Origin of the sequence: Nocardioides sp. PD653-B2, assembly GCF_002117935.1 — a bacterium.
Lineage (GTDB): Bacteria > Actinomycetota > Actinomycetes > Propionibacteriales > Nocardioidaceae > Nocardioides.
The window spans coordinates 89,053-113,102 of sequence record NZ_BDJE01000028.1 but is presented as its reverse complement, the minus strand read 5'-3'; the positions used below and the strand labels follow the sequence as shown (position 1 = coordinate 113,102).

General features: G+C 72.2%; 21 protein-coding genes, 2 tRNA genes and 1 other RNA gene. 15 read left to right on the top strand and 9 right to left on the bottom strand.

Going from position 1 to position 24,050, the window contains the following annotated elements; genetic code table 11:
* Window positions 1-87 precede the first annotated feature (87 nt).
* Window positions 88-1,563 carry an FAD-binding protein gene (locus PD653B2_RS13000; protein WP_085872806.1) on the bottom strand — a complete coding sequence of 492 codons (1,476 nt, stop codon included), beginning with the start codon at window positions 1,561-1,563 and terminating at the stop codon, window positions 88-90.
* A gap of 116 nt (window positions 1,564-1,679) precedes the next feature.
* Between PD653B2_RS13000 and PD653B2_RS12995 the strand changes: the two genes are divergently transcribed.
* Complete coding sequence (locus PD653B2_RS12995) at window positions 1,680-3,194, top strand: potassium/proton antiporter (protein ID WP_085872805.1); 1,515 nt, start codon at window positions 1,680-1,682, stop codon at window positions 3,192-3,194.
* 4 nt (window positions 3,195-3,198) lie between these two features.
* Here PD653B2_RS12995 and PD653B2_RS12990 read toward each other — a convergent pair whose 3' ends face one another.
* The 3 genes from PD653B2_RS12990 to PD653B2_RS24960 all read right to left on the bottom strand — a co-directional run bounded on the left by PD653B2_RS12990 (window position 3,199) and on the right by PD653B2_RS24960 (window position 4,244).
* Entirely contained in the window at window positions 3,199-3,705 is a 507-nt protein-coding gene (locus PD653B2_RS12990; RefSeq protein WP_085872804.1) for a LytR C-terminal domain-containing protein, read from the bottom strand.
* Window positions 3,705-4,001, bottom strand: a complete 297-nt coding sequence (locus tag PD653B2_RS12985; protein WP_085872803.1) for a type II toxin-antitoxin system VapB family antitoxin — start codon at window positions 3,999-4,001, stop codon at window positions 3,705-3,707. The genes PD653B2_RS12990 and PD653B2_RS12985 overlap by 1 nt, the downstream gene beginning before the upstream one ends.
* Before the next feature lie 69 nt (window positions 4,002-4,070).
* On the bottom strand, window positions 4,071-4,244 hold the full coding sequence (locus PD653B2_RS24960) for a hypothetical protein (RefSeq protein WP_165763462.1): 174 nt from the start codon (window positions 4,242-4,244) through the stop codon (window positions 4,071-4,073).
* Between the two features lie 131 nt (window positions 4,245-4,375).
* On the opposite strand from PD653B2_RS24960, the gene PD653B2_RS12980 reads away from it, so the two are divergent.
* Window positions 4,376-4,825, top strand: coding sequence for a nuclear transport factor 2 family protein (locus PD653B2_RS12980; protein ID WP_085872802.1), 450 nt, complete (start codon window positions 4,376-4,378; stop codon window positions 4,823-4,825).
* A 113-nt stretch (window positions 4,826-4,938) separates the two neighbouring features.
* Here the strand turns inward: PD653B2_RS12980 and eccCa are convergent, their stop codons facing one another.
* Window positions 4,939-8,919, bottom strand: a complete 3,981-nt coding sequence (gene eccCa, locus PD653B2_RS12975; RefSeq protein WP_242665267.1) for a type VII secretion protein EccCa — start codon at window positions 8,917-8,919, stop codon at window positions 4,939-4,941.
* Between the two features lie 109 nt (window positions 8,920-9,028).
* Between eccCa and PD653B2_RS12970 the strand changes: the two genes are divergently transcribed.
* The 6 genes from PD653B2_RS12970 (at window position 9,029) to PD653B2_RS12945 (ending at window position 15,367) form a co-directional block, all read left to right on the top strand.
* Entirely contained in the window at window positions 9,029-10,408 is a 1,380-nt protein-coding gene (locus tag PD653B2_RS12970) for a hypothetical protein (protein WP_085872800.1), read from the top strand.
* Window positions 10,409-10,535: 127 nt separating this feature from the next.
* A complete protein-coding gene (locus tag PD653B2_RS12965) occupies window positions 10,536-10,856 on the top strand; it encodes a WXG100 family type VII secretion target (protein WP_085872799.1) in 321 nt (106 codons plus the stop codon).
* Window positions 10,857-10,882: 26 nt separating this feature from the next.
* On the top strand, window positions 10,883-11,179 hold the full coding sequence (locus tag PD653B2_RS12960; protein ID WP_085872798.1) for a WXG100 family type VII secretion target: 297 nt from the start codon (window positions 10,883-10,885) through the stop codon (window positions 11,177-11,179).
* An 89-nt stretch (window positions 11,180-11,268) separates the two neighbouring features.
* Window positions 11,269-12,633 carry a type VII secretion integral membrane protein EccD gene (eccD, locus tag PD653B2_RS12955; RefSeq protein ID WP_085872797.1) on the top strand — a complete coding sequence of 455 codons (1,365 nt, stop codon included), beginning with the start codon at window positions 11,269-11,271 and terminating at the stop codon, window positions 12,631-12,633.
* A 5-nt stretch (window positions 12,634-12,638) separates the two neighbouring features.
* The gene (locus PD653B2_RS12950; RefSeq protein ID WP_165763461.1) at window positions 12,639-14,072 is read left to right on the top strand and encodes a type VII secretion protein EccB; all 1,434 of its coding nucleotides are present in this window, start codon (window positions 12,639-12,641) and stop codon (window positions 14,070-14,072) included.
* Window positions 14,069-15,367, top strand: coding sequence for a S8 family serine peptidase (locus PD653B2_RS12945; protein WP_123061236.1), 1,299 nt, complete (start codon window positions 14,069-14,071; stop codon window positions 15,365-15,367). Before PD653B2_RS12950 ends, PD653B2_RS12945 begins: the two co-directional genes overlap by 4 nt.
* A 126-nt stretch (window positions 15,368-15,493) precedes the next feature.
* On the opposite strand, the gene PD653B2_RS12940 is transcribed toward PD653B2_RS12945, so the two are convergent.
* Window positions 15,494-15,581, bottom strand: a tRNA-Ser gene (locus PD653B2_RS12940).
* A 100-nt stretch (window positions 15,582-15,681) separates the two neighbouring features.
* Here PD653B2_RS12940 and ffs point away from each other — a divergent pair.
* The 7 genes from ffs (at window position 15,682) to PD653B2_RS12905 (ending at window position 22,035) form a co-directional block, all read left to right on the top strand.
* Window positions 15,682-15,772: signal recognition particle sRNA small type (gene ffs, locus PD653B2_RS12935), an RNA gene on the top strand.
* Window positions 15,773-15,964: 192 nt separating this feature from the next.
* Window positions 15,965-18,046, top strand: coding sequence for a DNA polymerase III subunit gamma and tau (locus tag PD653B2_RS12930; protein ID WP_085872794.1), 2,082 nt, complete (start codon window positions 15,965-15,967; stop codon window positions 18,044-18,046).
* 43 nt (window positions 18,047-18,089) lie between these two features.
* Window positions 18,090-18,464: a YbaB/EbfC family nucleoid-associated protein gene (locus PD653B2_RS12925; protein ID WP_085872793.1), complete on the top strand. Its 375-nt coding sequence runs from the start codon at window positions 18,090-18,092 to the stop codon at window positions 18,462-18,464.
* Between the two features lie 2 nt (window positions 18,465-18,466).
* Window positions 18,467-19,066 carry a recombination mediator RecR gene (recR, locus tag PD653B2_RS12920; RefSeq protein ID WP_085872792.1) on the top strand — a complete coding sequence of 200 codons (600 nt, stop codon included), beginning with the start codon at window positions 18,467-18,469 and terminating at the stop codon, window positions 19,064-19,066.
* Entirely contained in the window at window positions 19,059-19,679 is a 621-nt protein-coding gene (locus tag PD653B2_RS12915) for a DUF5063 domain-containing protein (protein WP_085872791.1), read from the top strand. Before recR ends, PD653B2_RS12915 begins: the two co-directional genes overlap by 8 nt.
* Window positions 19,680-19,723: 44 nt before the next feature.
* Window positions 19,724-20,998: an aspartate kinase gene (locus PD653B2_RS12910; protein WP_085872790.1), complete on the top strand. Its 1,275-nt coding sequence runs from the start codon at window positions 19,724-19,726 to the stop codon at window positions 20,996-20,998.
* Window positions 20,995-22,035 (top strand): aspartate-semialdehyde dehydrogenase, encoded by a 1,041-nt coding sequence (locus PD653B2_RS12905; protein WP_085872789.1) that lies wholly within the window; start codon window positions 20,995-20,997, stop codon window positions 22,033-22,035. The genes PD653B2_RS12910 and PD653B2_RS12905 overlap by 4 nt, the downstream gene beginning before the upstream one ends.
* A 5-nt stretch (window positions 22,036-22,040) precedes the next feature.
* Here the strand turns inward: PD653B2_RS12905 and PD653B2_RS12900 are convergent, their stop codons facing one another.
* From PD653B2_RS12900 to PD653B2_RS12885, 3 genes are all read right to left on the bottom strand, one after another.
* Complete coding sequence (locus tag PD653B2_RS12900; RefSeq protein ID WP_089503961.1) at window positions 22,041-22,772, bottom strand: hypothetical protein; 732 nt, start codon at window positions 22,770-22,772, stop codon at window positions 22,041-22,043.
* 94 nt (window positions 22,773-22,866) lie between these two features.
* Window positions 22,867-22,940: transfer RNA gene (locus PD653B2_RS12890), tRNA-Pro, on the bottom strand.
* A 102-nt stretch (window positions 22,941-23,042) separates the two neighbouring features.
* Complete coding sequence (locus tag PD653B2_RS12885) at window positions 23,043-23,978, bottom strand: metallophosphoesterase (protein ID WP_085872786.1); 936 nt, start codon at window positions 23,976-23,978, stop codon at window positions 23,043-23,045.
* Window positions 23,979-24,050: the final 72 nt, after the last annotated feature.

Below are 24,050 nucleotides of genomic sequence, written 5' to 3'. Positions count from 1 at the left end.
AGCAGTCGTGCCGGGGTTTCACCGGTCGGCCGCCGACGCCCGCACGACACGCCGATGGCCAACGGCGTGTCGTGCGGGTTCTGGCGGTCAGCCGGTGAAACCCGCAGCGTGTCGACCCGCTCGTCGCCCGAAGAACGAGCCCTCGCCGAGCTGGGTGCCGGAGCAGTAGCCCTTGCCGTCCTGGGCCAGGTTGGAGGCGCACGCGCCGGCGGCGTAGAGCCCGGGGACGACGGAGCCGTCGGCTCGCTGCGCCTCGCCGTCGACCGAGACCCGGATGCCACCGAGCGTGAAGCCCGCGTAGAGCGCCTTGCCCAGCCGCAGGTCGAAGACCGCCCACGGACCGACGGCCTGCGAGGCCAGCCAGTCAGGGCTCTTGTGGAAGTCCGGGTCCTCCCCGAGCGCGGCGTACTCGTTGTAGCGCGCCAGCGTCTTCTCCAGCGCACCGTCCGGGAAGCCGAGCGCGGTCTCGATCTCGGCGACGGTCTCGTAGCCGTCGATCAGCGGCACCAGCGGCATCGTCGGGTACTCGACGTGCTCGCTGTCGATGATCAGGTACGCCGCCGAGTCCGGCTGCTCCATCACGAACTGCGAGGTCCGCGAGTGGTAGGAGTCCTCGGCCACGAACCGCTCACCCTGCGCGTTCACGATCAGCCCGGTCACCAGCACCGACGGCGGGTAGACCGGCGCAGTGATGAACGGCTCGTCCATGTGCTTGAGCTCCGCGCCGACCGACGCACCGAGCCGGATGCCGAGGCCGTCGTCGTACGTCGAGCCGAGGGTGAAGAGCTTCGACCCGAGGGCGGGAGTGTGCTGCGCGACCATGTCGGGGTTCATGACGAACCCGCCGGCCGCGACCACGACCGCCGGCGCCGCGACGACTCCGGTCTCGTCGAACGACTTCCACGCGACCCCCACGACCGCCCCGTCGTCGGAGACCACGAGGTTGGTCACGCCGGTCTCGAAGCGGACCTCGACGCCGGCCTCCTCGACCCGGGTGCGCAGGAGGTCCATCACGATCTTGGTGCCCTCGGTGTCGCCCGGCACCGGCACCTTGTGCCCGCGCGGCGCCGGCACCGCCTGCTCCTTGAAGGGCCACACCTTCTCGTTGCCGGTGTACATCAGGCCCTCGGTGCCTGGCTGGATCACCGCCTTGCCGGGGAAGAAGGAGCGCTCGAACTCGAAGCCCAGCGCCTCGAGCCAGTCGAAGTGCTCGACCGAGCCCTCGCAGTAGGCGCGGATCTTGTCGTGCTCGGGCTCCTTCGAGACCGCGACGAGGTAGCGGTACATCTCCTCGACCGAGTCCGCGTGCCCGGTCGCCTGCTGCACGGCCGTCCCACCGCCGAGGTAGAAGTGGCCGCCGGACATCGACGACGTCCCGCCGTGCACGGCCGCCTTCTCGAGCAGCAGCACCCGCGCTCCCGCCCGCGCTGCCTCGAGTGCGGCGCACCCGCCCGCGATGCCGAACCCGACCACGACCACGTCGTACGACGGGGCCTCGCCCCCCGGGTCGGTCAGGACGCCGGCGGGGAGGACGGCTGGGAGGGCGGTGCCGCTGGAGCTCATGCGGCAAATCTAGAACAAGTTTCAGTTCCGTGCGATCCGGGAGCGCCCGACGACCGTCCGGCAGGAGGTCGGGCACCGATAGACTGCGCTTCCGACGCCGCGAAGCCTGAGGTGACATGACTTTCGACGCCCATCAGCTGGACGTGTTCCTGCTGATCGGCTCGAGCGTCACGCTGGCGGCCGTCCTGGCCGTCCGGGCCTCGACGCGCGCGGGTCTCCCCAGCCTGCTGATCTACCTCCTGATGGGGGTCCTGCTCGGGGAAGCAGGGTTCGGCATCCAGTTCGAGGACGCCGAGCTCGCGCACGCGCTCGGCTTCGGCGCGCTGGTCGTGATCCTGGCCGAGGGCGGTCTGACCACCAGCTGGCGCGAGATCCGACCGTCGATGCGGCTGGGGGTCGCGCTCGCAACCATCGGGGTGAGCGTGTCGGTGGGGGTCGTCGCCCTCGGGGCGCACTACGTCCTCGGTCTGCCCTGGCAGCTCGCGGTCCTGCTCGGTGCGGTCACCTCGGCCACCGACGCGGCGGCGGTCTTCTCGGTGCTCCGGCTGGTGCCGCTCCCCAAACGGCTGACCGGCGCGCTGGAGGCCGAGTCCGGGCTGAACGACGCACCCGTCGTGGTCCTCGTCGTGCTCGTCTCCTCCGGCGCGGCCGCCGACGACGGCATCCTCGCGATGCTCGCCCTGATCGTCTTCGAGCTCGTGGTCGGCGTCGGCGTCGGGTTCGCGGTCGGCTTCGGCGGCGCCTGGGTCATGCGCCGGGCCGCGCTCCCGTCCTCGGGTCTCTACCCGATCGCCGTGCTCTGCCTGACCGTCCTCGCGTACGGCGCCGGTGCGGCGGTGCACGCGTCCGGGTTCGCCGCCGTGTACGTCGCCGCGCTGATCCTCGGCAACATGGAGCTGCCGCACCGGGCGGCGACGCGGTCCTTCTCGGAGGGCATCGCGTGGATCGCCCAGATCGGGCTGTTCGTGATGCTCGGGCTGCTGCTGTCGCCGTCCCGGCTGACCTGGGAGATCCTGGGACTGGCCGTCGTGGCCGGGCTGATCCTGACCTTCGTCGCCCGCCCGCTCTCGGTGCTGGTCAGCTCCCTCGTCCAGCCGATGCCGTGGCGCGACCTGACCTTCATCTCCTGGGCCGGCCTGCGTGGTGCGGTCCCGATCGTCTTCACCACGATCCCGCTGGCCGACGGCATCGCCGGAGCGGAGGAGCTCTTCGACATCGTCTTCGTCCTCGTGGTCATCTACACCCTGCTGACCGGGCCGACGCTGCCCGCGGTGGCCCGCCTCCTCAAGGTCGCGCGCCGCTCCGAGCCGCGCGGCCTGGAGATGGAGGCCGCGCCCCTCGAACGGGTCGCGGCCGACCTGCTGCAGGTGACGATCAGCCCGGTGTCGCAGATGCACGGCGTCGAGGTGGGCGAGCTGCGGCTGCCGCCGGGCGCGTCGGTGTCGATGGTGGTCCGCGACGGCGAGGCGCTGGTGCCCGAGCGCCGTACCGTCCTCCGCCACGGCGACGACCTCCTGGTGGTGACGCCGCGCAAGCTCCGCGAGAAGACCGAGGAGCGGCTGCGCCAGGTGAGCGAGCACGGTCGGCTCGCGCTGTGGCTCGGCAAGGGCAAGGACCCGACGGGACCCTGACCGGTCAGGCGACCGGCGGGCTGCAGATCTCGCTGTCCTCGGTGGCCTTGGTGGCGCGGCGGCCCTTCACCAGGTCCTCGAAGTCGTCGCCGACCACGACGACCACGCCGACGCCCGGGGGGTCGCGGCGTTCGATGTCGACGTCCGGGCCGAGCCGGCTCGCGACCAGGAGCACCGCCGGGCTGGTCGGGTCGTCGGTCCAGATCGCCGACCCGCGGATGGGCTGGTCAGGGGTCACGTTGCCGCTGTTGCCCTCGTGGAAGCCGCTGTCGGTGAAGAGGGCCATCGTGCGACCGGCCAGCCCTTCGCGGCTGCCGGCGTTGTAGACGCTGACCGTGACGTCCTCGGGGAAGACCTTGGTCCCGGCCGGGACGTCCTCCTGCACGCAGATGGGGGTGTCGACCTTGGCCGGCAGCGGCTTCATGGTGGCGTTCCAGCCCCAGAGGGCGGCGGCGAGGAGCAGCACCCCGAGCACCGCGAGCGTGATCGCGGACCGCACCCCCTGGGTCATCAGCCCTCCAGGGTGTGGACGCGGGCGTGCAGGACGCTGCGCTGCTGGAGCGCGGCCCGGAGTGCGCGGTGCAGCCCGTCCTCGAGGTAGTACTCCCCGTGCCACTCGACGACGTGTGCGAACAGGTCGCCGTAGAACGTCGAGTCCTCGTCGAGCAGGGCGGCGAGCTGGAGCGTGTCCTTGGTCGTCACCAGCTGGTCGAGACGCACCTGGCGCGGCGGCACCGCCGCCCAGGCCCGGGAGGAGAGGCCGTGGTCGGGGTACGGCCTCCCGTCACCGACGCGCTTGAAGATCACGCCGCGACTATAACGAGGCCGGCCACCCGTCGGTCTCACACCGAGGGGTGGCCGGCACGGACGTGCGCGCTACGCCGACCAGCGCACCGCGTCGTCGAAGTAGTCCGCCAGCGCGTGCACCCCGCGCAGGTCGTCGCGCTCGACCATCAACGTGGTGAGTGCCTGGGCGTGCCGCAGCTTGAGCTGGACCCGCTGTTCGCGGATCCGGTCGAGCTCGCGGTCGGGCGTGGTGGGGTCTTCCATCTCGGCCTCCCTGAGTGTGCGCCGCTCGGATGGAGCGGTCCCTGTCATCAGGGTGCGGGAGCAAGATCGCGGGGAGGTTGACCGCTTGTTAACGCTGCGTCAACCACAGAACTGGAATACGTTCTAGTTTCGTGACGGACATCGACGAGATCAGCCACCTCAAGTACCGCTACCTGCAGACGCTCGACACCAAGCAGTGGGACGAGTTCGCCACCTGCTTCGTGTCCGACGCGACCGGCGACTACAACGGCCTGCTGTTCCAGGACCGCGATGCCTTGGTGACCTACATGCAGACCAACCTGGGCGAGGGCATCCTCACCCTGCACCAGGTGCACCACCCGGAGATCGCGGTCGACGGCGACACGGCGACCGGCCGGTGGTACCTCCAGGACAAGGTGATCGTCCCCGCCTTCCACTTCATGCTCGAGGGTGCGGCGTTCTACGACGACCGCTACGTGCGTACGCCGGACGGCTGGCGGGTCGCGCACACCGGCTACCGCCGGACGTTCGAGATCACCTACGACCTGGCCGACCTGCCCGGCCTCAAGGTCAATGGCCCGGGCGAGCACACGCACGTCTAGGTCGGGCCGCCCGCGACCTGCTGTAACAGCGCAATTGCGCTGGTACGGCAGGGAACCCGGCCTCAGAGGTGTCCGAACAGCGCAATTGCGCCGTTACGGTCGCCGGCCGGCAGTCACATCGTGGGCTCGGACCAGGCCATCTGCACGACCTCGACGCCGCGGTCACGGGTGACCAGCCGACCGCGCCCGGGAGGTGCCGGCTGCGGCTTCTGGTTGCCGAGCAGCGGACCCTCGTCCGGGCTGCCGGAGAGCAGCAGGCCGGGCATGGCCAGGTCGCGCATCGACTGGATGATCGGCTCGTAGAGCGACCGCGACGCGCCGCCCGAGCGCCGGGCGACCACCAGGTGGAGGCCGACGTCGCGGGCCTGCGCGAGCAGCGGCTGGAGCGCCTGCACCGGCGAGCTCTGGGTGGTGGCGACCAGGTCGTAGTCGTCGACGAGCACGAACACCTCGGCGCCGGACCACCACGACCGGTTGCGCAGCTGCTCGGGCGTGACGTCGGGGCCGGGGATGCGGGACTCGAGGTACGACGCGAGGTCGCGGATCGCGGGCTGCGCCTGCGTCGCCGAGGTGAGGTAGTTGACGAGGTAGTCCTCGGGCACCTCACCGAGCAGCGAGCGCCGGTAGTCGACGACCACCAGCTGCGCCTCCTGCGCCGAGCGGGTGCGCATCACCTCCTGGGCGTAGGCGCGGAGTACGGCGCTCTTGCCGGACTGCCCGTCGCCGAAGATCAGCAGGTGCGGCTCGGCGTCGACGTCGAGCGCCACGGCGCCGAGGTCCTTCTCGTTGACCGCGACCAGGAGCTGCTTGTCGTCCACGCCGGGCGGGGTCAGCTCGCGGACCTCGGCCAGGTCGATCCGCTCGGGCAGCAGCCGCAGCTTCGGGCCGGAGGGTCCCGTCCAGGCCGCGGAGACCCGCTTGATCAGGTCGTCGACACCGTCGCCGAGGCTCTCGGTGTCGGGGTTGCCGTCGACGCGCGGGACCGCGGCGAGGAAGTGCAGCTTGTTCTGCACCAGGCCGCGGCCGGGCCGGCCGGCCGGGACCAGGGTGGCCACCTTGCGGTCGATCTCCGAGTCCATCGGGTCACCGAGCCGCAGCTCGAGACGGGTGCCGAAGAGGTCGCGCATCGACGCCCGGAAGTCGGCCCAGCGGGCGGCGGCGACGACGAGGTGGAGGCCGAAGGTCAGGCCGCGGCTCGCGAGCTGCTGGAGCTCGATCTCGAGGTCGTCGAAGTCGGCGCGCAGCGTGCTCCACCCGTCGACGACGAGGAACACGTCGCCGTACCCGTCGTCGGCGCGGCCGCTCGCGCGCCGCGACCGGTAGGTCTCGATGGAGTCGATGCCGTTGGCCCGGAAGTAGGCCTCGCGGCGGTCGACCACGCCCGCCACCTCGGCCACGATGCGGCGTACGACGTCGGGCTCGGAGCGGGTGCCGACACCGGCGACGTGCGGCAGGCCGGTGAACGGCGAGAACGTGCCGCCACCGAAGTCGAGGACGAAGAACTGCGACTCCAGCGGCGTCGTCGTCAGCGACATGCTCGCCACGATGGTGCGCAGCAGGGTGCTCTTGCCGCTGCGCGGTCCGCCGACCACGGCGACGTGGCCGCCGGCGCCGCTGAGGTTGACGGTCAGGGTGTCGCGGCGCTGCTCGCGCGGGCGGTCCACGGTGCCGAGCGGCACGACGAGCCCGCCGAGCTGGCGCCACTGCGCCGAGATGAGTCCGTCCTGGGTCTCGGCGAGGTCGCCCATCAGGTCGTCGAGGGTGTCCGGTACGTCGAGCGGGGGCAGCCAGACCTGGTGGGCTGCGGGACCGTGGCCGACCATGTGGCGCACCGCGATGTCGAGCAGCGACTCCTGCTCGCCGGTGCCGGGCTCGGGGGTGACCGGCTCGGGCTCGGGCTCCGGCGGCGCCAGCGTGTGCACCTCGGAGATGGTGAACGGCAAGATGCCGCGCAGGTGCCCGCCCTCGTCGCGACGGGCGCGCACCCGGCCGGACGGCGGACCGGAGACGTAGGCCGCCTTGAACCGCAGCATCGTGGACTGGTCGGGCTTCAAGAAGCCGAGGCCGGGATCGGCGGGCAGCTCGTACGCGTCGGGGACGCCGAGCACGGTGCGCGACTCGCCGGCGCTGAACGTCCGCAGGCCGACCCGGTAGGAGAGGTGGGACTCGAGGCCGCGCAGGCGGCCCTCCTCGAGACGCTGCGAGGCGAGCAGGAGGTGCAGACCGAGCGACCGGCCGAGCCGGCCGACCGCGACGAACAGGTCGATGAACTCCGGCTTGGCCGAGAGCATCTCGGAGAACTCGTCGACCACCAGGAAGAGCGACGGCATGGGCGCGAGGTCCTCGCCGCTGACCCGCGCCTTCTCGTAGTCGCGGATCGAGGCGAAGTTGCCCGCCTCGCGCAGCAGCTCCTGGCGGCGCACCATCTCGCCGGACAGGGCGTCCTGCATGCGGTCGACCAGGGTGAGCTCCTGGGCGAGGTTCGTGATGACCGCCGAGACGTGGGGCATCTCGGACATGCCCGCGAACGTCGCGCCACCCTTGAAGTCGACCAGCACCATGTTCAGCTGCTCGGGGGAGTGGGTGAGCGCGAGCCCGAGCACGAGCGTGCGCAGGAACTCCGACTTGCCGGACCCGGTCGCGCCGATGACCAGACCGTGCGGGCCCATGCCCTGCTGGGCGGACTCCTTGATGTCGAGGTGGATGACCGACCCACCCTCGCCCAGGCCGATCGGCACCCGCAGCCGGTCGCGGGCCGGACGGGGGCGCCACGCAGCACCGGGGTCGAAGGAGTGCACGTCGCCGAGCGCCAGCAGCTCCATGAAGTCGGTCGGACCGGTGATCTCGCCGGTGCCGGACTCGACGACGCCGGACGCGATCGTGTGCAGGGGCGTGAGTCGGCGGGCCAGAGCCTCGGCGGTGGCGAGGCTGCACTGGTCGCCGCGCGCGCGGATCGGCTCCTCGCGCAGCCGCAGCGCGAGCACCGGGTGCCGTCCGTCGGCCGCCGGCTCGCCCTCGAACTGGATCCGCAGCCGGGTCGAGTCCTCGAGCTCGTCCCACCGGGCCGGGAGGTCGAGCAGGGTGACGCCGTGCAGGCCGTCGGGCGGTACGACGTGGTTGCCCGGCGGCAGCTCGCCGCCGTCGATCACGAGCAGGATGTGCGGCGTCGCGGGCCGTTCGTCCGCGCCGAACCGGGGTCGCTCGCTGAGGTCGGGCGGCAGCAGGGTGGCGAGGTCGGCGAGCGAGGTCGAGACCATCCGCATCGGGCCGACGGCGTCGGACTGCTGGTTGCTCTGGGCATGGGGGAGCCACTTCACCCAGTCCCACTGGGCGAGGTTCTGCTCGGAGGAGAGCACCGCGACGACCAGCTGGTCGGGGGAGTGGAAGGTCGTGGCCGAGCAGATCAGCGAGCGGGCCAGCGAGCGGGCGGGCTCCTCGGGACCGCAGACCTCGATCCGGTCGAACGCGCGCAGGTCGATCGAGGCCGGCAGGTCGGGCTGCAGGCGGTGCACGACGAGGAGCCGGTGCAGCGCGGACGCCGCGGCCGGGTCGACCTGGTCGATCGGCGTGCTCTCCGGTGGCACCAGCTCCAGGGACAGCGGCTGCGTGCAGAGGCCGTACCGCACGTGGAGGAAGTTCGGGTCGGCCGTGCCGTGCTCCCAGACCCGGGACCGCTCGTCGGCGATCGAGGGCAGCGCGGCCGGGTCGGGGTGGTGCCAGGTCAGCGCCCGGCGCTGCTGGTCGGCGGCCTCGCGGGCGACCTTGCGGACGTTGCCGAGATAGCGGAGGTACTCCGTGCGCGAGCCGGTCACCTGCTGCGCGCGCTGCTTCTTCTGCCGGTCCAGCTGGACGATGATGAAGCCGACCGTGGCGAAGAGGAACATGCCGGCCGCGATCAGCCCGCGACCGCCGTTCGCGCTGCCCATGGTGGCGACGAGCACGATCGAGCCGAGGCTGCCGAGCATCGGGATGGCGTTCATCAAGACGCCGCTGGCGCCCTCGTTCGGCTCGATCTGCGGCGGCGGCTGGAGCACGATCTGACCCGTCGGCATCTCGGGCTCGTCGAGCCGGCCCCCGCGAAGCGTCGTACTCACCTGGTTGTGCCCTCCCGTTCGGGTCCGCCTGATGGTAGGCGGACCCTCGCCGAGGGAATACCCCGCTCGAGCGAGGTTGACGCCTCCTCCGACGGGGGAAGGTGTCGTCGTGGCCAACACCTTCGCGACCACGAACAGTCTCGCGGTGACCGTCCACGGTCCGGCCGGCGTCCTCGACCTGGTCGTGCCGACGGCTGCCGCTGCGCTCGACGTGGCCCAGGAGTACGCGCGACAGTCCGGGCTGGACGTCGTGCCCGCGCTCCACACGAGCACCGGTCGGCCGATCCCGGCCGAGGACTCCCTGGTCGACGCCGGCATCGAGACCGGAGGCGTCCTGGTCGCCACGATGGTCGGCGCCCGCCCCGCGGCCGCCTCCGGACGCAGGCACGCCCCGGCCCGGACCGCCACCGGTCCCGGCGCGCTCTCGGCGCTGTCGTTCTGCGTGGCCGCGGCGGCCGCGGCGCTGGCCGGCTGGTGCGCGGCACACGCACCCTCCGGCGACCTGCAGACCGCGACCGTCGCCGTGCTCGCCGGGGCCGGCCTGGTCGGCGTGCTCCCGATCGGCAGGTTCGTGGCGCACCGGGTCGTCGCCGCGCCGGCGTTCGCCGCAGCCGCGGCGTTCGTCGTCGTCTGGGACCCCGAGCTCGAGCGGCTGCCGATGGTCGTCGGCCTCACCGGGTTGGTCGCGGCGCTGACCGCCGCCGTGGGGCGCGCCCTGGACCGGCGCTCCGAGGAGGCGCTGCGGGTCTGGATCGTCGTCGGCGTCCTGCTCTTCCTGGTCACCGGCCTCGGCGCGCTCGTCGGCGCGCCCGCCCAGCTCTGCTGGTCCCTGCTCCTCGTCGGCGCCATGCTCGCCACGCGGTTCGTCCCGGGTTACGCCGTCGACGTCCCCGACCAGTACCTCATCGACCTCGAGCGCCTGGCGGTCAGCGCCTGGTCGGCTCGCGAGCAGCCCAGCGGGAAGCGCGGGCGCTCCGTCGTCCCCCTCGGCGCCATCACCGTCCTCGCCATCCGCGGCACCCGGATCATCACCGCGTCCGGTACGGCGATCCTCGGGGTCGTCCTGGTCGCCGCGCCGATGCTGCTGCTCACCGCGTCCCAGCCGATCGACCTGATCGGCGCCCGCTGCCTGGTCGGCTTCGCCGGTGGCGGCCTGCTCCTCGCAGCGCGCAGCTACCGGCACGCAGCGGCCCGGGTGCTGCTGCGCATGGCCGGGCTCGTGTGCTGGGTCGCGCTGCTCGTCGTCCTGCTGCGCGAGGCCGGTGCGGACGTCGACTGGTGGCTCGCGATCGGTGCGGTCCTGCTCGGCGTCCTCGTCGTGGTCGTGGCGGTCGCCGTGGGCCGCGGCTGGCGCTCGGCGTGGTGGTCGCGTCGCGCCGAGATCGCCGAGGGCCTGTGCGCCGCCTTCGCCCTCGCCTCGCTGGTCGTGGCGTGCGGCTGGTTTCGCGCCCTGTGGGAGGTCGCCAGCCTGTGGGAACTGAGCTCGTGAGGTTTAGTGCGGTAGGTCACGGGTAATCGACTGCTGTCCGGCTCGGGCCGACACCGACCCGGATCGCCACACCACAACTAGGGAAATCTCGAGCGGCGACGCCGCCACGGGGGAAGGAGTTGGCGACATGTCGCAAGGCGCACAGGAGATGGGACAGGGCGAGCGGACACTGACCCGTGCCGCAGGCCTCGTTGCCGATGCCAAGCAGGACTTCGACGGGCTGAGCAAGTCGCTGGAGGGCAAGATCGCAGGCCTCCAGGGCAAGTGGGCCGGCCAGGGCGGGCAGGCGTTCTTCAGCCTCCACCAGGCCTGGACCGAGAAGCAGCGGGTGATCACGAACGCGCTCAACGAGTTCGAGGCGTCGCTGACGTCCACCGAGAAGGACAACATCAACACCGACGAGACCCAGTCGTCCAACTACAACCGCTACGCCGGCCGTCTCGGCTGACACGGGAAGACAGAGGAGTGACAGAGATGAGTCTCGACGGACTTCGCGTCAACCACGCCGGCCTCGACACCGCAGCCGAGGACCTCGGCATGGCAGTCAAGGCGATCGACGACCGGCTCAACCGCCTCGAGGGGGAGCTTGCTCCGCTTCGCAGCGACTGGACCGGTAATGCGCAGAGTGCCTACCAGGTCGCCAAGGCCAAGTGGGACGGCGCCATGCAGGACATGAAGACCCTGCTCCAGGACACCAGCAACACCGTGCACCAGTCGAACGCCGAGTACAAGGCCGCCGACCAGCGCGGCGCCTCGTCGTTCGACATCTGAGCACCACCGTTCCGAGGGGTCGACGCGCTCACCGCGTCGGCCCCTTTTGGGCGGCCCGTAGTTCTGGCGAGTGATACCGGGGAGGGACGATGAGCCAGGCGCCTGTCAGCACGTCCGGACTGGTGCGGGTGACCGTCGCGTCCGGCACCCGTCGCGTCGACCTGGTCCTGCCCGGCGCGGTCCCCGTCGCCGAGCTCGTGCCCGAGCTCGCCCGCAGCGTCGGGCTGCTCGACGCCACCACCGTCTACGGCGGCTACCGTCTGGTCACCGCCGAGGGCCGTGAGCTCGCGACCGACGCGGGGCTGATCATCCAGGGCATCGAGGACGGTGGCCTGATCACCGTCGCCGCTGGCGTGGACGACGCACCGCCGCGGGTCTACGACGACGTGGTCGAGGCGATGACCGACGTGGTCGAGCACGACCTCAAGCCCTGGGAGCCCGCCTCGGGACGACGTACGGCGCTGTCCGCGGCCGGCCTCCTGATGGCGCTGGGCGCGGTCGCCCTGCTCATCCAGCGCGGCTCGACGCTCGCCGGCATCGCCGCTGTCGTCGTCAGCGCCACCCTGGTGACCGGCGCGGTCGTGCTCTCCCGAGCCCAGCGCGAGCCCGAGGCCGCGGTCGCCGTGGCCTGGATGGGCTCCCTGTACGCCGCTGTCGCCGGCCTGATGCTGGTCACCGCTGGTAGTGGTTCCGGCCCGTTCTTCGGCCTGCCGGTCGCGGCCGCCGGCGGTGGCGCGCTGGCCGCCGGCCTGGTCTGCCTGGTCGGCCTCGGCGACGGGCGCACGCTGGTGATCCCGCCCGTCGTCGTCGGCGCCGTCTTCCTCGCCACCGGCCTGGTCATGCAGGCCGCGGAGTTCGATCCCGCGGTGGTGCTGACCATCGCCCTCGTCCTGGTCGTCATCGCCGGCAGCGTCTTCCCGTGGCTCGCGCTCGGCGCCACCGGGACGTCGGTCGACCAGCTCTACAGCGTCGCCGACATCACCGCCGAGCCGCGCCCGATCGACCCGGTGCGCGTCGGGGCCGATGCCCGGGTCGCCCACGAGATCCTGGTCGCGGTGTCGTCCACCGTCGGCCTCCTGCTCGTGCTGGTCGCCCCGCTGTCGGTGGCGCTCGGGCTCTCGGGCACGATCCTCGCGGTCATGTGCTCGCTGGTCGTGATGCTCCGGACGCGGCAGTACCGCACCGGCTCGGAGGTGCTGGTGGGGCTGGTCTCCGGGATCCTGGGCCTGGTCTCGGTCGCCGTCTCGATGCTCTGGTTGCACCCCGACTGGCGCCCGACCGCCGCGGTCGTGCTCGCGGGCACCGGTGCCGTGCTCCTGGCGGTCACGCTGCTCCCGGGCAGCCCGTCGGTGCGCCGGGGCCGCCTCGGTGACATCGCCGAGAGCGTGGCCCTGCTGTCCCTGCTGCCGCTCCTCGTGGTGGCGGTCGGCTTGTTCTCCTCGATCCGGGGCTGACGACCGTGGCCACCAAGAAGGACCTCGTCGAGGCCTACTCGTTCAGCCGTCGGCGTCTCGTCACGGCCTTCGTGTCGGGTGCGCCCGGCGGTCGCGAGGTCGAGCCCGCCCGCCCCGGCCGGACCGTGGTCGGCGGCCTGGCACTCGCCGTCCTCCTCGCCGCCGGGGCGGCCATCGCGGGCGTGTTCTCGCCCCGGACCCCCGACGACTGGAACCAGCCCGGGCTGCTCATCTCGAAGGAGACGGGCGCGGCCTACGTCATCACGAAGGAGAGCGACGACCCCGACCTGCGCCCGGTCATCAACTCGACCAGTGCCAAGCTGATCCTCGGGTCGGAGGCCGAGCCGACGCTGATCTCCCAGGACACCATCGACGACCAGCACATCGGCGCGGACATCGGCATCTTCGGCGCTCCCGCCAGCCTCCCCACCTCCTCCCTCCTCATCGACAGCGGCTGGACCGCGTGCACCGGCTCCGACCACGGCGTCCGGGTGACGGTGACGGACCCGCCGGCCTCCACCCCGGCGCCGGGCAAGGCGGTGACCGTCATGAGCGGCGGCGACCTCTACGTGATCGCCCAGTCCGCACCCGTCGACGACGAGGAGCCGGGCACCTACGCCTATGCCGTGCCGGACACGGACCGGACGGACGGCCTGCTGGGAGAGATCGGCTCGCAGACCACGCAGAGCGCGATCCAGGTCCCCCGGCGGTGGCTCCTGCTCTTCCCGACCGGCGGATCCCTCGACTGGAGCAGCTTCGACCTGGACCGTCTCGGCAAGCTGCCGAGCGAGAACCGGTTGGATGGTCCGGCCGCCGACGCGGTCATCGGTGACCTGCTGGAGGTCGAGGGCGACGGGGGGTTCTTCCTCCTCACCGACTCGGGGCCGGCGACGATCTCGCCGTTCGCGGCCGCGGTCTACCGCAACATCGAGCTCCCGAACGGCAAGCCCGTCGAGGAGGTCACGATCCCGTCGGTCCCCGGGACCTACGGCGACCCGATCCTCGGCGATGTGTCCTGGCCGGCCGCCAAGCAGGAGCCCCTCCTCAGTGACCCGTGCGCCCAGCTGACCGCCGTGCCCGGTGAGTCGCCGCACGTGGACCTGGTCGGCCCGGGCGATGCGAGCGGCGCCACCAGCTCCGAAGGCCTCGACGGTGTCGACGTCGGCGACAAGGACCAGGTGGTCGCTCCCGGACGCGGCGCCTACGTCCTCTCCGGCGACTGGACCGACCGCAGCTCGGGTCTGCCGTTCGTCATCGACTCGAAGGGCAAGGTGTACCCGCTGGTCGGCCAGGGCACCGCCGACCTGCTCGGGTACGGCGACCACCCGGTGCCCGTCGTACCGGACACCTGGCTCGACCTCTTCGAGTGCGGGGTCAACCTCTCCCAGGACGCAGCGCTCTCCCCGCCGAGCGAGGACGACCGCCAGTGCGGCGAGTGAGTGCCGGACGGCTCGGCTCCGGCGTGGCGGCCCTGGGGATCGCCGCGTGCGCGGTGCTGAGTGGCCCGCTGGCCGGGCCGGCCTTCGCGACCGACAACGTCTGCGAGGGCGTCGAGCAGACCACGACGGGCGGCGACGCCGCCGCCGCGAGCCTGCCCTTCGACGCGCTCGGGATCCGTCGGGCGCAGGAGGTGGTCGACCGGTACGCCCCCGCGGGTCGGCCGGTGGGCGTCGCCGTCCTCGACTCGGGCGTCTACGGCGACGTCCGCGGTGACGGCCCGATCCCGATCGTGGCGAGACACGACGTCACGAAGGACCCCGACCCGCCGCACTACTACCACGGCACGGCTGTGGCGGGGCTGATCGCGGGACGCGACCGGTCCCGTGCCAAGCCCGTCGGGTTCGCTCCCGACGCCCAGATCATCGACGTCCGGGTCTACGACACCGACAAGGACGGAGTCGACGAGGACTCTGCCGCGGTCTCGGCGGACGCGCTCGCCCAGGGCCTGGAGTGGGTGGCGCGCAACGCCGAGACCTACAACATCAAGGTCGCCAACGTCTCGCTCGCGCTGCACGACGTCGCCGCCGTCGAGAGGGCGGTGCGGCACGTCCGGAAGGCGCACGTCATCGTGGTCGCGTCGACCGGCAACCGACCCGTCGACGACAGCGACGAGTTCGCCGGCGAGTTCGCCGCCGCGGACGAGATCAAGTCGCCACTCGTCGAGGACGCCGCCACGCACATCTTCCCGGCCGGCTACGACGACGTGATCGCCGTGAACTCGACCGACGGCGGCGCCGAGGGGTCCTCCCTGATCGGGGTCGTCCTCAAGAACTCGCAGACCGACGTCGCCGTACCGACCGCTGGAGCGATCTCCTACGGGCTCAACGGTGACGCCTGCACGGTCGGCGGGGTGGCCACGTCGTGGGCGGCGGCGGAGGTCAGCGGGATCCTGGCCCTGCTCTGCGAGCGCTACCCCGACGACACCGCGCAGCAGATCATGGCCCGCCTGGTCGACACCGCCAACGGCCTGACCGACGACCCCACGCCGCTGACCGGCGCCGGGGTCGTGCAGCCCTACGAGGCGCTGACCCGGCCGCTGGATCCCAAGAGGAACGGGGACGTCGAGCAGGCGACCACGCAGGAGAGCGGTGACGAGACGAAGGCGACCGCGCCCGACCCCGACCCCGACCTGCTCGCGAGCGCCCGCGACGACGCCGTGTGGTGGGGCCTGATCGGTGGCGGCACGCTCCTGGTCGCGCTGCTGCTGCGGCCGGTGCTCACGCGCCGCCCCTGACCGCCGACCCGTCGCTTCGGCACGCTCGGAAGGCGTCGACCCGTCGCTTCGGCACGCTCGGAAGGCGTCGACCCGTCGCTTCGAAACGACGAACGGCGCCGCACCGAGGGTGCGACGCCGTCCGGGTGGCGGAGGATAGGGGATTCGAACCCCTGAGGGCGTTAACCCAACCCGCTTTCCAAGCGAGCGCCATAGGCCACTAGGCGAATCCTCCGCCGAGGAGAGTACCGGTCGCTCCGGACGGGACGAAATCGCGCCGCCACCGGGGCCGCCCCGTCTTGGAGCGCCGTGACGGGCTCACCTAGACTCTGGCCAACCCCCCGTGTGGCGGCATCTTGCCGAACTCCCCCAGGGCCGGAAGGCAGCAAGGGTAAGCGAGCTCTGTCGGGTGCGCGGGGGGCCTTTTCATGCCCGGATGGACCGGGTCCCGTGGCCCGGCGTACTCCATGCAACGCGGGGTGAGGACCTCTGGTCACCCCGCTCTCACGGGTTCCTAGAGGGTCCAACACCGCGTTACATCCGGCGGGCGGCCCCGAGGCGGCCGAGGCGACGGTCACCGCGCTACCGGGTGTCGGCGTGGCTGGTTAGGGTTCATGCGTGGAGTCACCCCTCGCGTTGTACCGCCGCTACCGGCCCGAGACCTTTGCCGAGGTCATCGGCCAGGAGCACGTCACCGAGCCGCTGCGCGCCGCGCTGGCCAACAACCGGGTCAACCACGCCTACCTCTTCTCCGGACCGCGCGGCTGCGGCAAGACGACGTCGGCCCGGATCCTCGCCCGCGCGCTCAACTGCGAGCAGGCGCCGGTCGCCGACCCGTGCGGCGAGTGCGACAGCTGCCGGGACCTGGCCCGCGGCGGTCCGGGGTCCATCGACGTGATCGAGATCGACGCGGCCTCCCACGGCGGCGTCGACGACGCCCGCGACCTGCGCGAGAAGGCGTTCTTCGCCCCGGTGCGGAGCAAGTACAAGGTCTACATCATCGACGAGGCCCACATGGTGACGACGCAGGGCTTCAACGCCCTGCTCAAGCTCGTCGAGGAGCCGCCGCCCCACCTGCGCTTCATCTTCGCCACCACCGAGCCCGACAAGGTGCTGCCGACGATCCGCTCGCGCACCCACCACTACCCGTTCCGGCTGATCCCGCCGCGGCTGCTGTCCTCCTACCTCTCCGAGCTCTGCGACAAGGAGGGCGTCAGCATCGAGACGGCGGCCGTCCCGCTCGTCGTGCGCGCCGGCGCCGGCTCCGCCCGCGACACCCTGTCGGTGCTCGACCAGCTGCTGGGCGGCGCCGGGCCCGCGGGCGTCACCTACGACCTCGCGACCGGACTGCTCGGCTACACCCCCGACACCCTGCTCGACGACGTCGTCGACGCGTTCGCGGCGGGTGACGGCGCCGCGGTGTTCGGTGTCGTCGACAAGGTCGTCGAGACCGGCCAGGACCCCCGCCGCTTCACCGAGGACCTGCTGCGCCGCCTGCGCGACCTGGTGATCGTCGCCGCGGTCCCCGACGCGCCGGCCACCGGCCTGATCGACGTCTCCGAGGACCAGGGTGAGCGGCTGGTCGCCCAGGCCGCGCGGTTCGGCCCGGCCGAGCTCAGCCGCGCCGCCGACATCATCGCCACCGGCCTGACCGAGATGCGCGGCGCCACCGCGCCCCGGCTGCTGCTCGAGCTGCTCTGTGCGCGGGTGCTCCTGCCGGGTGCCGACCACGCGACCGACGGCGTGCTCGCCCGGCTCGACCGGCTCGAGAAGCGGCTCACGATCAGCGGTACGCCGTCGCCGGTCGTCGCGCCGCCGGCCCCGCCCGCCCAGGACCGCCCGGTCGCCGCTCCGTCCCGGCCGGCCGCGCCCGACCCGGCCGCCGAGCGGCCCGAGCCGGCCCACCCCCCGGCCCACCCCCCGACCCCGGAGCCGGAGCCGGTGGTCGAGCAGCCGGCGTCGGCGATCCCCGAGCCCGAGCCCGAGCCCGAGCCGGTGGCCGCGGCTCCGGCCCCCGAGCCGACGCCGTCCCCCGTCGCGGAGCCGGCCGCGGCTGTCGCACCGGCCGCTGCCGGCGGCCTGACCCTGGTCGACGTACGCCGGCTCTGGCCCGACATCGTCGACGCCACCAAGCTGCGCCGCCGGGTCGCGTGGATGCACCTCACCCAGAACTGCCAGGTCGTCGCGGTCGACGCGACCACGCTGACCCTGGGCTTCGCCAACGCCGGCGCGCGTGAGTCGTTCGTCAACGGCGGCTGCGACGACGTGCTCCGCCAGGCCGCGATCGACGTCGTCGGTGCGACCTGGAAGATCGACACGATCGTCGACCCGGGCGCCAAGGCCGAAGGCACCCCGACCGTCACCCGCGCCGCGGTCGCGGCCCCCGAGGCCCAGCCCGACGCGTCGACCGGGCGCGAGGCCGGGGGACCGGTCGGCGAGCAGCCGGCCCCCGCAGCGCCCGTCGAGCCGGAGGCGTCCCGCCGGACCAGCGACCCCGAGTCGATCGCCGCGGCCCGGGAGGCGATCCAGCAGACCCGGTCGGGCGACCAGACGCGGTCCGACGACCGGCCCGACTGGGCGGCGGCCGACGCCGACGCCCGCCCCGACGACCTCGATGCCGACCACCAGGGCCTCAGCACGGCCGAGCTGCTCAAGCGCGAGCTCGGCGCGCAGATGATCGAGGAGATCCGCAACCTGTGACCCCGACCCCCGAGCACCACCGACGACCAGAGGTGACCACACGATGAGCCAGAACCCCTTCGAGGCACTCGGCGGCGGGGGCTTCGACATGAACGCCCTCCTCCAGCAGGCCCAGCAGATGCAGGAGCAGCTGCAGAGCGCCCAGGCCCGGTTGGCCGAGACGGTCGTCGACGGCACCGTCGCCGGCGGCGCGGTGACTGTCAAGGTCAACGGCGTCGGCGAGCTGGTCGGCGTCGAGGTCAAGGCCGGCGGCTTCGACGGCAGCGACCCCGACGACCTGTCCGACCTCGGCGACATGATCGTCGCGGCCTACCGCGACGCGAAGGCCCAGGCCGACGCGCTGGCCGGCGAGGTCCTCGGACCGCTCGCCGGCGCTGCCGAGGGGCTGCCGGGCATGCCCGGCCAGCTCGGTTTCTAGCCTTGTACGAAGGCATCGTCCAGGACCTGATCGACGAGCTCGGCAGGCTGCCGGGCGTCGGCCCCAAGAGTGCGCAACGGATCGCGTTCCACCTGCTGCAGGCCGACCCCGCCGACGTACGCCGGCTCGCCGACGTGCTGATCGAGGTCAAGGCGAAGGTGAAGTTCTGCACCATCTGCTTCAACGTGTCCGAGGACGACCAGTGCCGGATCTGCCGCGACCCGCGGCGCGACCCGGCGCAGCTGTGCGTCGTCGAGGAGTACAAGGACGTCGTCGCGATCGAGCGCACCCGCGAGTTCCGCGGCCGCTACCACGTGCTCGGCGGGGCGATCTCGCCCATCGACGGCATCGGGCCCGATCAGCTGCGGATCCGGGAGCTGATGGTGCGGCTGGCCGACGGCGCGATCACCGAGATCATCTTGGCGACCGATCCCAACCTGGAGGGTGAGGCGACCGCGACCTATCTCACTCGCATGCTCAAGCCGTTCGACTTGCGCGTGACGCGTCTGGCGAGTGGACTGCCGGTAGGTGGCGATCTGGAGTATGCCGACGAGGTGACCCTGGGCCGCGCGTTCGCAGGAAGGCGATCCGCAGATGACTGACACGACCCCCTCCGTGACGGAGCCCGAGTTCCTCGACCCCGAGACCGAGGAGTTCGCGCAACAGATCGCCGACCAGGTCGAGAGCTTCCTCATCGCGCTGCAGGCCATCGCCCGCGAGGCCGACGGGGGCCGTGCCATCTCGCTGCTGCTGCTCGAGATCAGCCAGGTGCTGCTCGCCGGCGCCCGCCTGGGCGCCCAGCGCGACTTCACCCCGATCGCGGAGTACCAGCCCGACGTCGGCCCCGAGCCGGACATCGACGAGATGCGGCTCCGGCTCGCGGCGATGCTCGACAGCGTCGACACCTACAGCTTCGTCTTCGACCCGTACGTGCCCGAGGTGGTCGAGAGCCAGCTCTCCGACGACCTCACCAGCATCGCCACCGACCTCGAGAACGGCCTGCGCCACTACCGGCTCGGCAACGTCTTCGAGGCTCTGTGGTGGTGGCAGTTCTCCTACGTCTCCTCGTGGGGCAACCTCGCGGGTGCCGCGCTCAACGCGCTGCTCTCGATCGTCGCCCACGACCGCCTCGACGCGGACACCCCCGTCGAGGAGGAGGAGCTGCTCGCGGTCGCCGATGAGATGCTCGAGGAGCGCGACCCGGCTGCTCGCTAGACTCGACGACTCGTAGAGGATGTCAAGCAAGTAGGGACCAGACCGTGGGCATTGTCGTGCAGAAGTACGGCGGATCCTCCGTGGCCGACGCCGAGGGCATCAAGCGCGTCGCCCAGCGGATCGTCAACACCCGCAAGGCGGGCAACGACGTCGTCGTCGTCGTCTCCGCCATGGGTGACACGACCGACGATCTCCGCGACCTCGCGGAGCAGGTGACGCCGCTGCCGCCGCCGCGCGAGCTCGACATGCTGCTGACGGCCGGCGAGCGGATCTCGATGGCGCTCGTGGCGATGGCGATCGCCCAGCTCGGCCACAAGGCCCAGTCGTTCACCGGCTCGCAGGCGGGCGTGATCACCGACTCCGCCCACGGCAAGGCCAAGATCATCGACATCACGCCGGGCCGGATCGAGGCCGCGATCCGCGACGGCGCGATCGCGATCGTCGCCGGCTTCCAGGGCGTCTCCCAGGACACCAAGGACATCACCACCCTCGGGCGCGGTGCCTCCGACACGACCGCCGTCGCCCTGGCGGCGGCGCTCGGTGCCGACGTCTGCGAGATCTACAGCGACGTCGACGGCGTCTTCACCGCCGACCCGCGGATCGTCCCCGCCGCGCGCAAGCTCGACCGCATCTCCACCGAGGAGATGCTCGAGATGGCCGCCTCCGGCGCGAAGATCCTCCACCTGCGGTGCGTCGAGTACGCCCGCCGCTACAGCATGCCGATCCACGTGCGCTCCTCCTTCTCCCAGAAGGAGGGCACCTGGGTCATCCCGGACACCCAGTCAGGAGACAGTGAGATGGAGCAGGCGATCATCGCCGGCGTCGCGCACGACCGGAGCGAGGCCAAGATCACCGTGGTCGGCGTGCCCGACAAGGTGGGCGAGGCGGCGCGCATCTTCGAGGCCCTCGCGGCCACCGAGGCCAACATCGACATGGTCGTGCAGAACGTCTCGGCGGCGGCGACCGCTCTGACCGACATCTCCTTCACGCTCCCGCGCGCCGACGGCCAGATGGCCATGGGGGCGCTGGCGCGGATCCAGGACGAGGTCGGCTACGACAAGCTGCTCTACGACGACCAGATCGGCAAGGTGTCGCTGATCGGCGCCGGCATGCGCTCCCACCCCGGCATCACCGCCAAGTTCTTCGCCGCGCTCGCCTCGGCGGGCGTCAACATCGAGATGATCTCCACCTCGGAGATCCGGATCTCGGTCATCGTCGACGAGGCCCAGGTCGACGACGCCGTCCGGGCGACGCACACCGCGTTCGACCTGGACTCCACCGAGGTCGAGGCAGTCGTGTACGGCGGGACCGGCAGATGAGCCGCGGCGTACGTCTCGGTGTCGTCGGCGCGACCGGCCAGGTCGGCGTCGCCGTGCGCCAGATCCTCGAGCAGCGCGACTTCCCGATCGAGGAGATCCGGTTCTTCGCCTCCGCGCGCTCCGCCGGAGCCGTGCTGCCCTTCGCCGGCCGTGAGGTCGTCGTCGAGGACGCGTCGACCGCCGACCCGGCCGGGCTCGACATCGCGATCTTCTCCGCGGGCGCCACCACCTCGCGGGCGTTGGCGCCGAAGTTCGCCGCCGCCGGCGTCACCGTCATCGACAACTCGTCGGCCTTCCGGATGGACCCCGACGTCCCGCTGGTGGTCGCCGAGGTCAACCCGGACGCGTTGGCCGAGGCCCGCAAGGGCATCATCGCCAACCCGAACTGCACCACGATGGCCGCGATGCCGGTCCTCAAGCCGCTGCACGACGCGGCCGGCCTGACCCGGCTGATCGCGTCGACCTACCAGGCCGTCTCCGGCTCCGGCGTCGCCGGCGTCGAGGAGCTGGCCACCCAGGTCGCCGCCGCCGGCGACAAGGCCCGCGAGCTGGCCTACGACGGCGCGGCCGTGACGTTCCCCGAGCCCGACAAGTACCAGCGCACGATCGCCTACAACGTGGTCCCGCTGGCCGGCTCGATCGTCGACGACGGGCTGCTGGAGACCGACGAGGAGCAGAAGCTCCGCAACGAGTCCCGCAAGATCCTCGGCATCCCCGACCTCAAGGTCTCGGGCATCTGCGTGCGGGTCCCGGTCTTCACCGGCCACTCGCTGGCGATCAACGCCGAGTTCGCGAGCCCGATGAGCGTCGAGCGGGCCACCGAGCTGCTGGCGGACGCCCCGGGTGTCGAGCTGTCGGAGATCCCGAACCCGCTCCAGGCGGCCGGCCAGGACCCGTCGTACGTCGGGCGCCTGCGGCAGGACCCGGGCGTCGACGACGACCGCGGCCTGGCGCTCTTCATCTCCAACGACAACCTGCGCAAGGGCGCCGCCCTCAACACCGTGCAGATCGCGGAGCTCCTCGCCGCCGCTCTCTAGCCGGGTCAGTGCTCGGCGGGCTCGATGAAGGTGCGGGTCACCCAGTGCGACGCGGCGTACGACGCCGCCGAGATCACGGGGATCACCACGATCATCGCCGTGTCGAGCAGCGAGTCGACGAGGAACAGCAGCGCCAGGACCGAGGTGAGACCGACCGCCAGGAAGCTGGTGCTGCCGGGCTCGGCGACCCGGCCCAGCTTGAGCAGCAGCGTGCCGGCGATCACCATCAGCACCAGGATCGCCGCCAGCAGGGGGTAGCCCGTGCCGCCGCACGACGACGTGCCCTGCGCGGCCTCGCACAGGCGGAGGCTGGCCCAGGTCAGGCCGACCATCCCGAGCCCCACGACGATGCCGGTGACGACCGCGGCGACCATGCCGCCCGGGCCGCGGACCTCGATCGCGCGCCGGGTCGGTTCGGGCGCCTTGGGCTGGAGCGGCACGTCGTCGACGACCACCGGCCGACCGGGCTCGTCGGCGGTCATCGGCTCGACCTCGTCGACGAAGAGCGGCGGCGGCTCCGCGAGCTCGGGCGCGGGCGGCGGAGGCGTCGGTGGCGGGGGAGTCGGTGCCGGGGGAGTCGGGGGGAGGACGGCGGTCTCCTCGACGGGCGCGGCGTCGACGGCGGTCTCCTCGGCCGACGGAGCCGCCGGGGCCGGCTCCTTCTTCTTGCGACGGCGCAGGCTGAGCTTGGGCAGCTCGAGCGACGGCTGGTCGTTCTCGGAGTCCCCTGCGGCCATGTCCGGAGTGTGCCACGAGAGCGCCGCCCGAAACGGCAGGACCCGGAGATGGCCAAGGGCCCGGATCCTCGTGGAAGATCCGGGCCCCTCGCTGTCGGGCTGACAGGATTTGAACCTGCGGCCTCCTCGTCCCGAACGAGGCGCGCTACCAAGCTGCGCCACAGCCCGATCGCTGGTCCCGGACACGGTCCGGCTCCCAAGCACGGGAAACCTTACCCGAGCGCCGACAAGCCCCGAAATCGGGTTCCGCCCGTGGACGGCCCGCCGGTTTCAGGCGGTGGCGACCAGCGTCAGCAGCGTCGCCTCCGGGCGGCAGGCGACCCGGATCCGGGCGTACGGGCTGGTGCCGAGCCCGGCGGACACGTGCAGCCACGCCGACCCGGGGTCGCCGGGCCGCGACGCCGCCGGGTGCCGGTGCAGGCCCTTGGCCCGCGCGGGCTCGAGATCGCAGTTGGTGGTGAGCGCCCCGACGTACGGGACGCACACCTGGCCGCCGTGGGTGTGCCCGGCGAGCACGGCGTCGTAGCCGTCGGCGGCGAAGCGGTCGAGCACCCGCAGGTACGGCGCGTGCGCGACCCCCAGGCGCAGGTCGGCGCCCGGGTCGGCCGGGCCGGCGACGTCCTCGAGCCGGTCGTAGCCGAGGTGGGGGTCGTCGACGCCGGCGAAGGAGATCGTCAGCCCACGCACCTCGAGCTGCCCCCGGGCGTTGGTGAGGTCGAGCCAGCCGGAGGCGCCGAGCTCGCGCCGCAGCTCGCGCCAGGGCAGCTGGGGCACGTCGGTGTGGCGGGTGCCGTCGTCGGGCAGCAGGTAGCGGAGCGGGTTGCGCAGCGTCGGCGAGAAGTAGTCGTTCGAGCCGAACACGAAGACGCCCGGCACGGCGAGCAGGTCACCGAGGCAGTCGAGGACGACCGGCACCGAGTCCCGGTGCGCGAGGTTGTCGCCGGTGTCGACCACGAGGTCGGGCTTCAGGTCGACCAGGGAGCGCAGCCACGCCTGCTTGCGGGTCTGGCCCGGTGTCAGGTGGAGGTCGCTGAGGTGGAGCACCCGCAGCTCGGGGCTCCCCGGCGCCAGCACGGGCACGGTGACCCGCCGCAGCGTGTAGGCGCGCGCCTCGGCCATCGCGTACGCCGTGAGCCCGGCGCCGGCGACCGCTCCGGCTCCGGCGATCCCCAGCAGCCCGCGGCGGGCGGCGGCCAGGGAGGTCATGCGGCAAGGCTGCCACAATGGCCGACATGAGCGAGCGGAGCGAGCGAATCGTCCAACACAGCGCGACCTGTG

What these genes read in the sequence shown, in the direction of transcription:
- PD653B2_RS13000 (WP_085872806.1), bottom strand. Translation starts at nt 1,563, where the DNA reads ATGAGCTCCAGCGGCACCGCCCTCCCAGCCGTCCTCCCCGCCGGCGTC.
- PD653B2_RS12995 (WP_085872805.1), top strand. Translation starts at nt 1,680, where the DNA reads ATGACTTTCGACGCCCATCAGCTGGACGTGTTCCTGCTGATCGGCTCG.
- PD653B2_RS12990 (WP_085872804.1), bottom strand. Translation starts at nt 3,705, where the DNA reads ATGACCCAGGGGGTGCGGTCCGCGATCACGCTCGCGGTGCTCGGGGTG.
- PD653B2_RS24960 (WP_165763462.1), bottom strand. Translation starts at nt 4,244, where the DNA reads ATGGAAGACCCCACCACGCCCGACCGCGAGCTCGACCGGATCCGCGAA.
- PD653B2_RS12965 (WP_085872799.1), top strand. Translation starts at nt 10,536, where the DNA reads ATGTCGCAAGGCGCACAGGAGATGGGACAGGGCGAGCGGACACTGACC.
- PD653B2_RS12960 (WP_085872798.1), top strand. Translation starts at nt 10,883, where the DNA reads ATGAGTCTCGACGGACTTCGCGTCAACCACGCCGGCCTCGACACCGCA.
- eccD (WP_085872797.1), top strand. Translation starts at nt 11,269, where the DNA reads ATGAGCCAGGCGCCTGTCAGCACGTCCGGACTGGTGCGGGTGACCGTC.
- PD653B2_RS12925 (WP_085872793.1), top strand. Translation starts at nt 18,090, where the DNA reads ATGAGCCAGAACCCCTTCGAGGCACTCGGCGGCGGGGGCTTCGACATG.
- PD653B2_RS12915 (WP_085872791.1), top strand. Translation starts at nt 19,059, where the DNA reads ATGACTGACACGACCCCCTCCGTGACGGAGCCCGAGTTCCTCGACCCC.
- PD653B2_RS12905 (WP_085872789.1), top strand. Translation starts at nt 20,995, where the DNA reads ATGAGCCGCGGCGTACGTCTCGGTGTCGTCGGCGCGACCGGCCAGGTC.
- PD653B2_RS12900 (WP_089503961.1), bottom strand. Translation starts at nt 22,772, where the DNA reads ATGGCCGCAGGGGACTCCGAGAACGACCAGCCGTCGCTCGAGCTGCCC.
- PD653B2_RS12885 (WP_085872786.1), bottom strand. Translation starts at nt 23,978, where the DNA reads ATGACCTCCCTGGCCGCCGCCCGCCGCGGGCTGCTGGGGATCGCCGGA.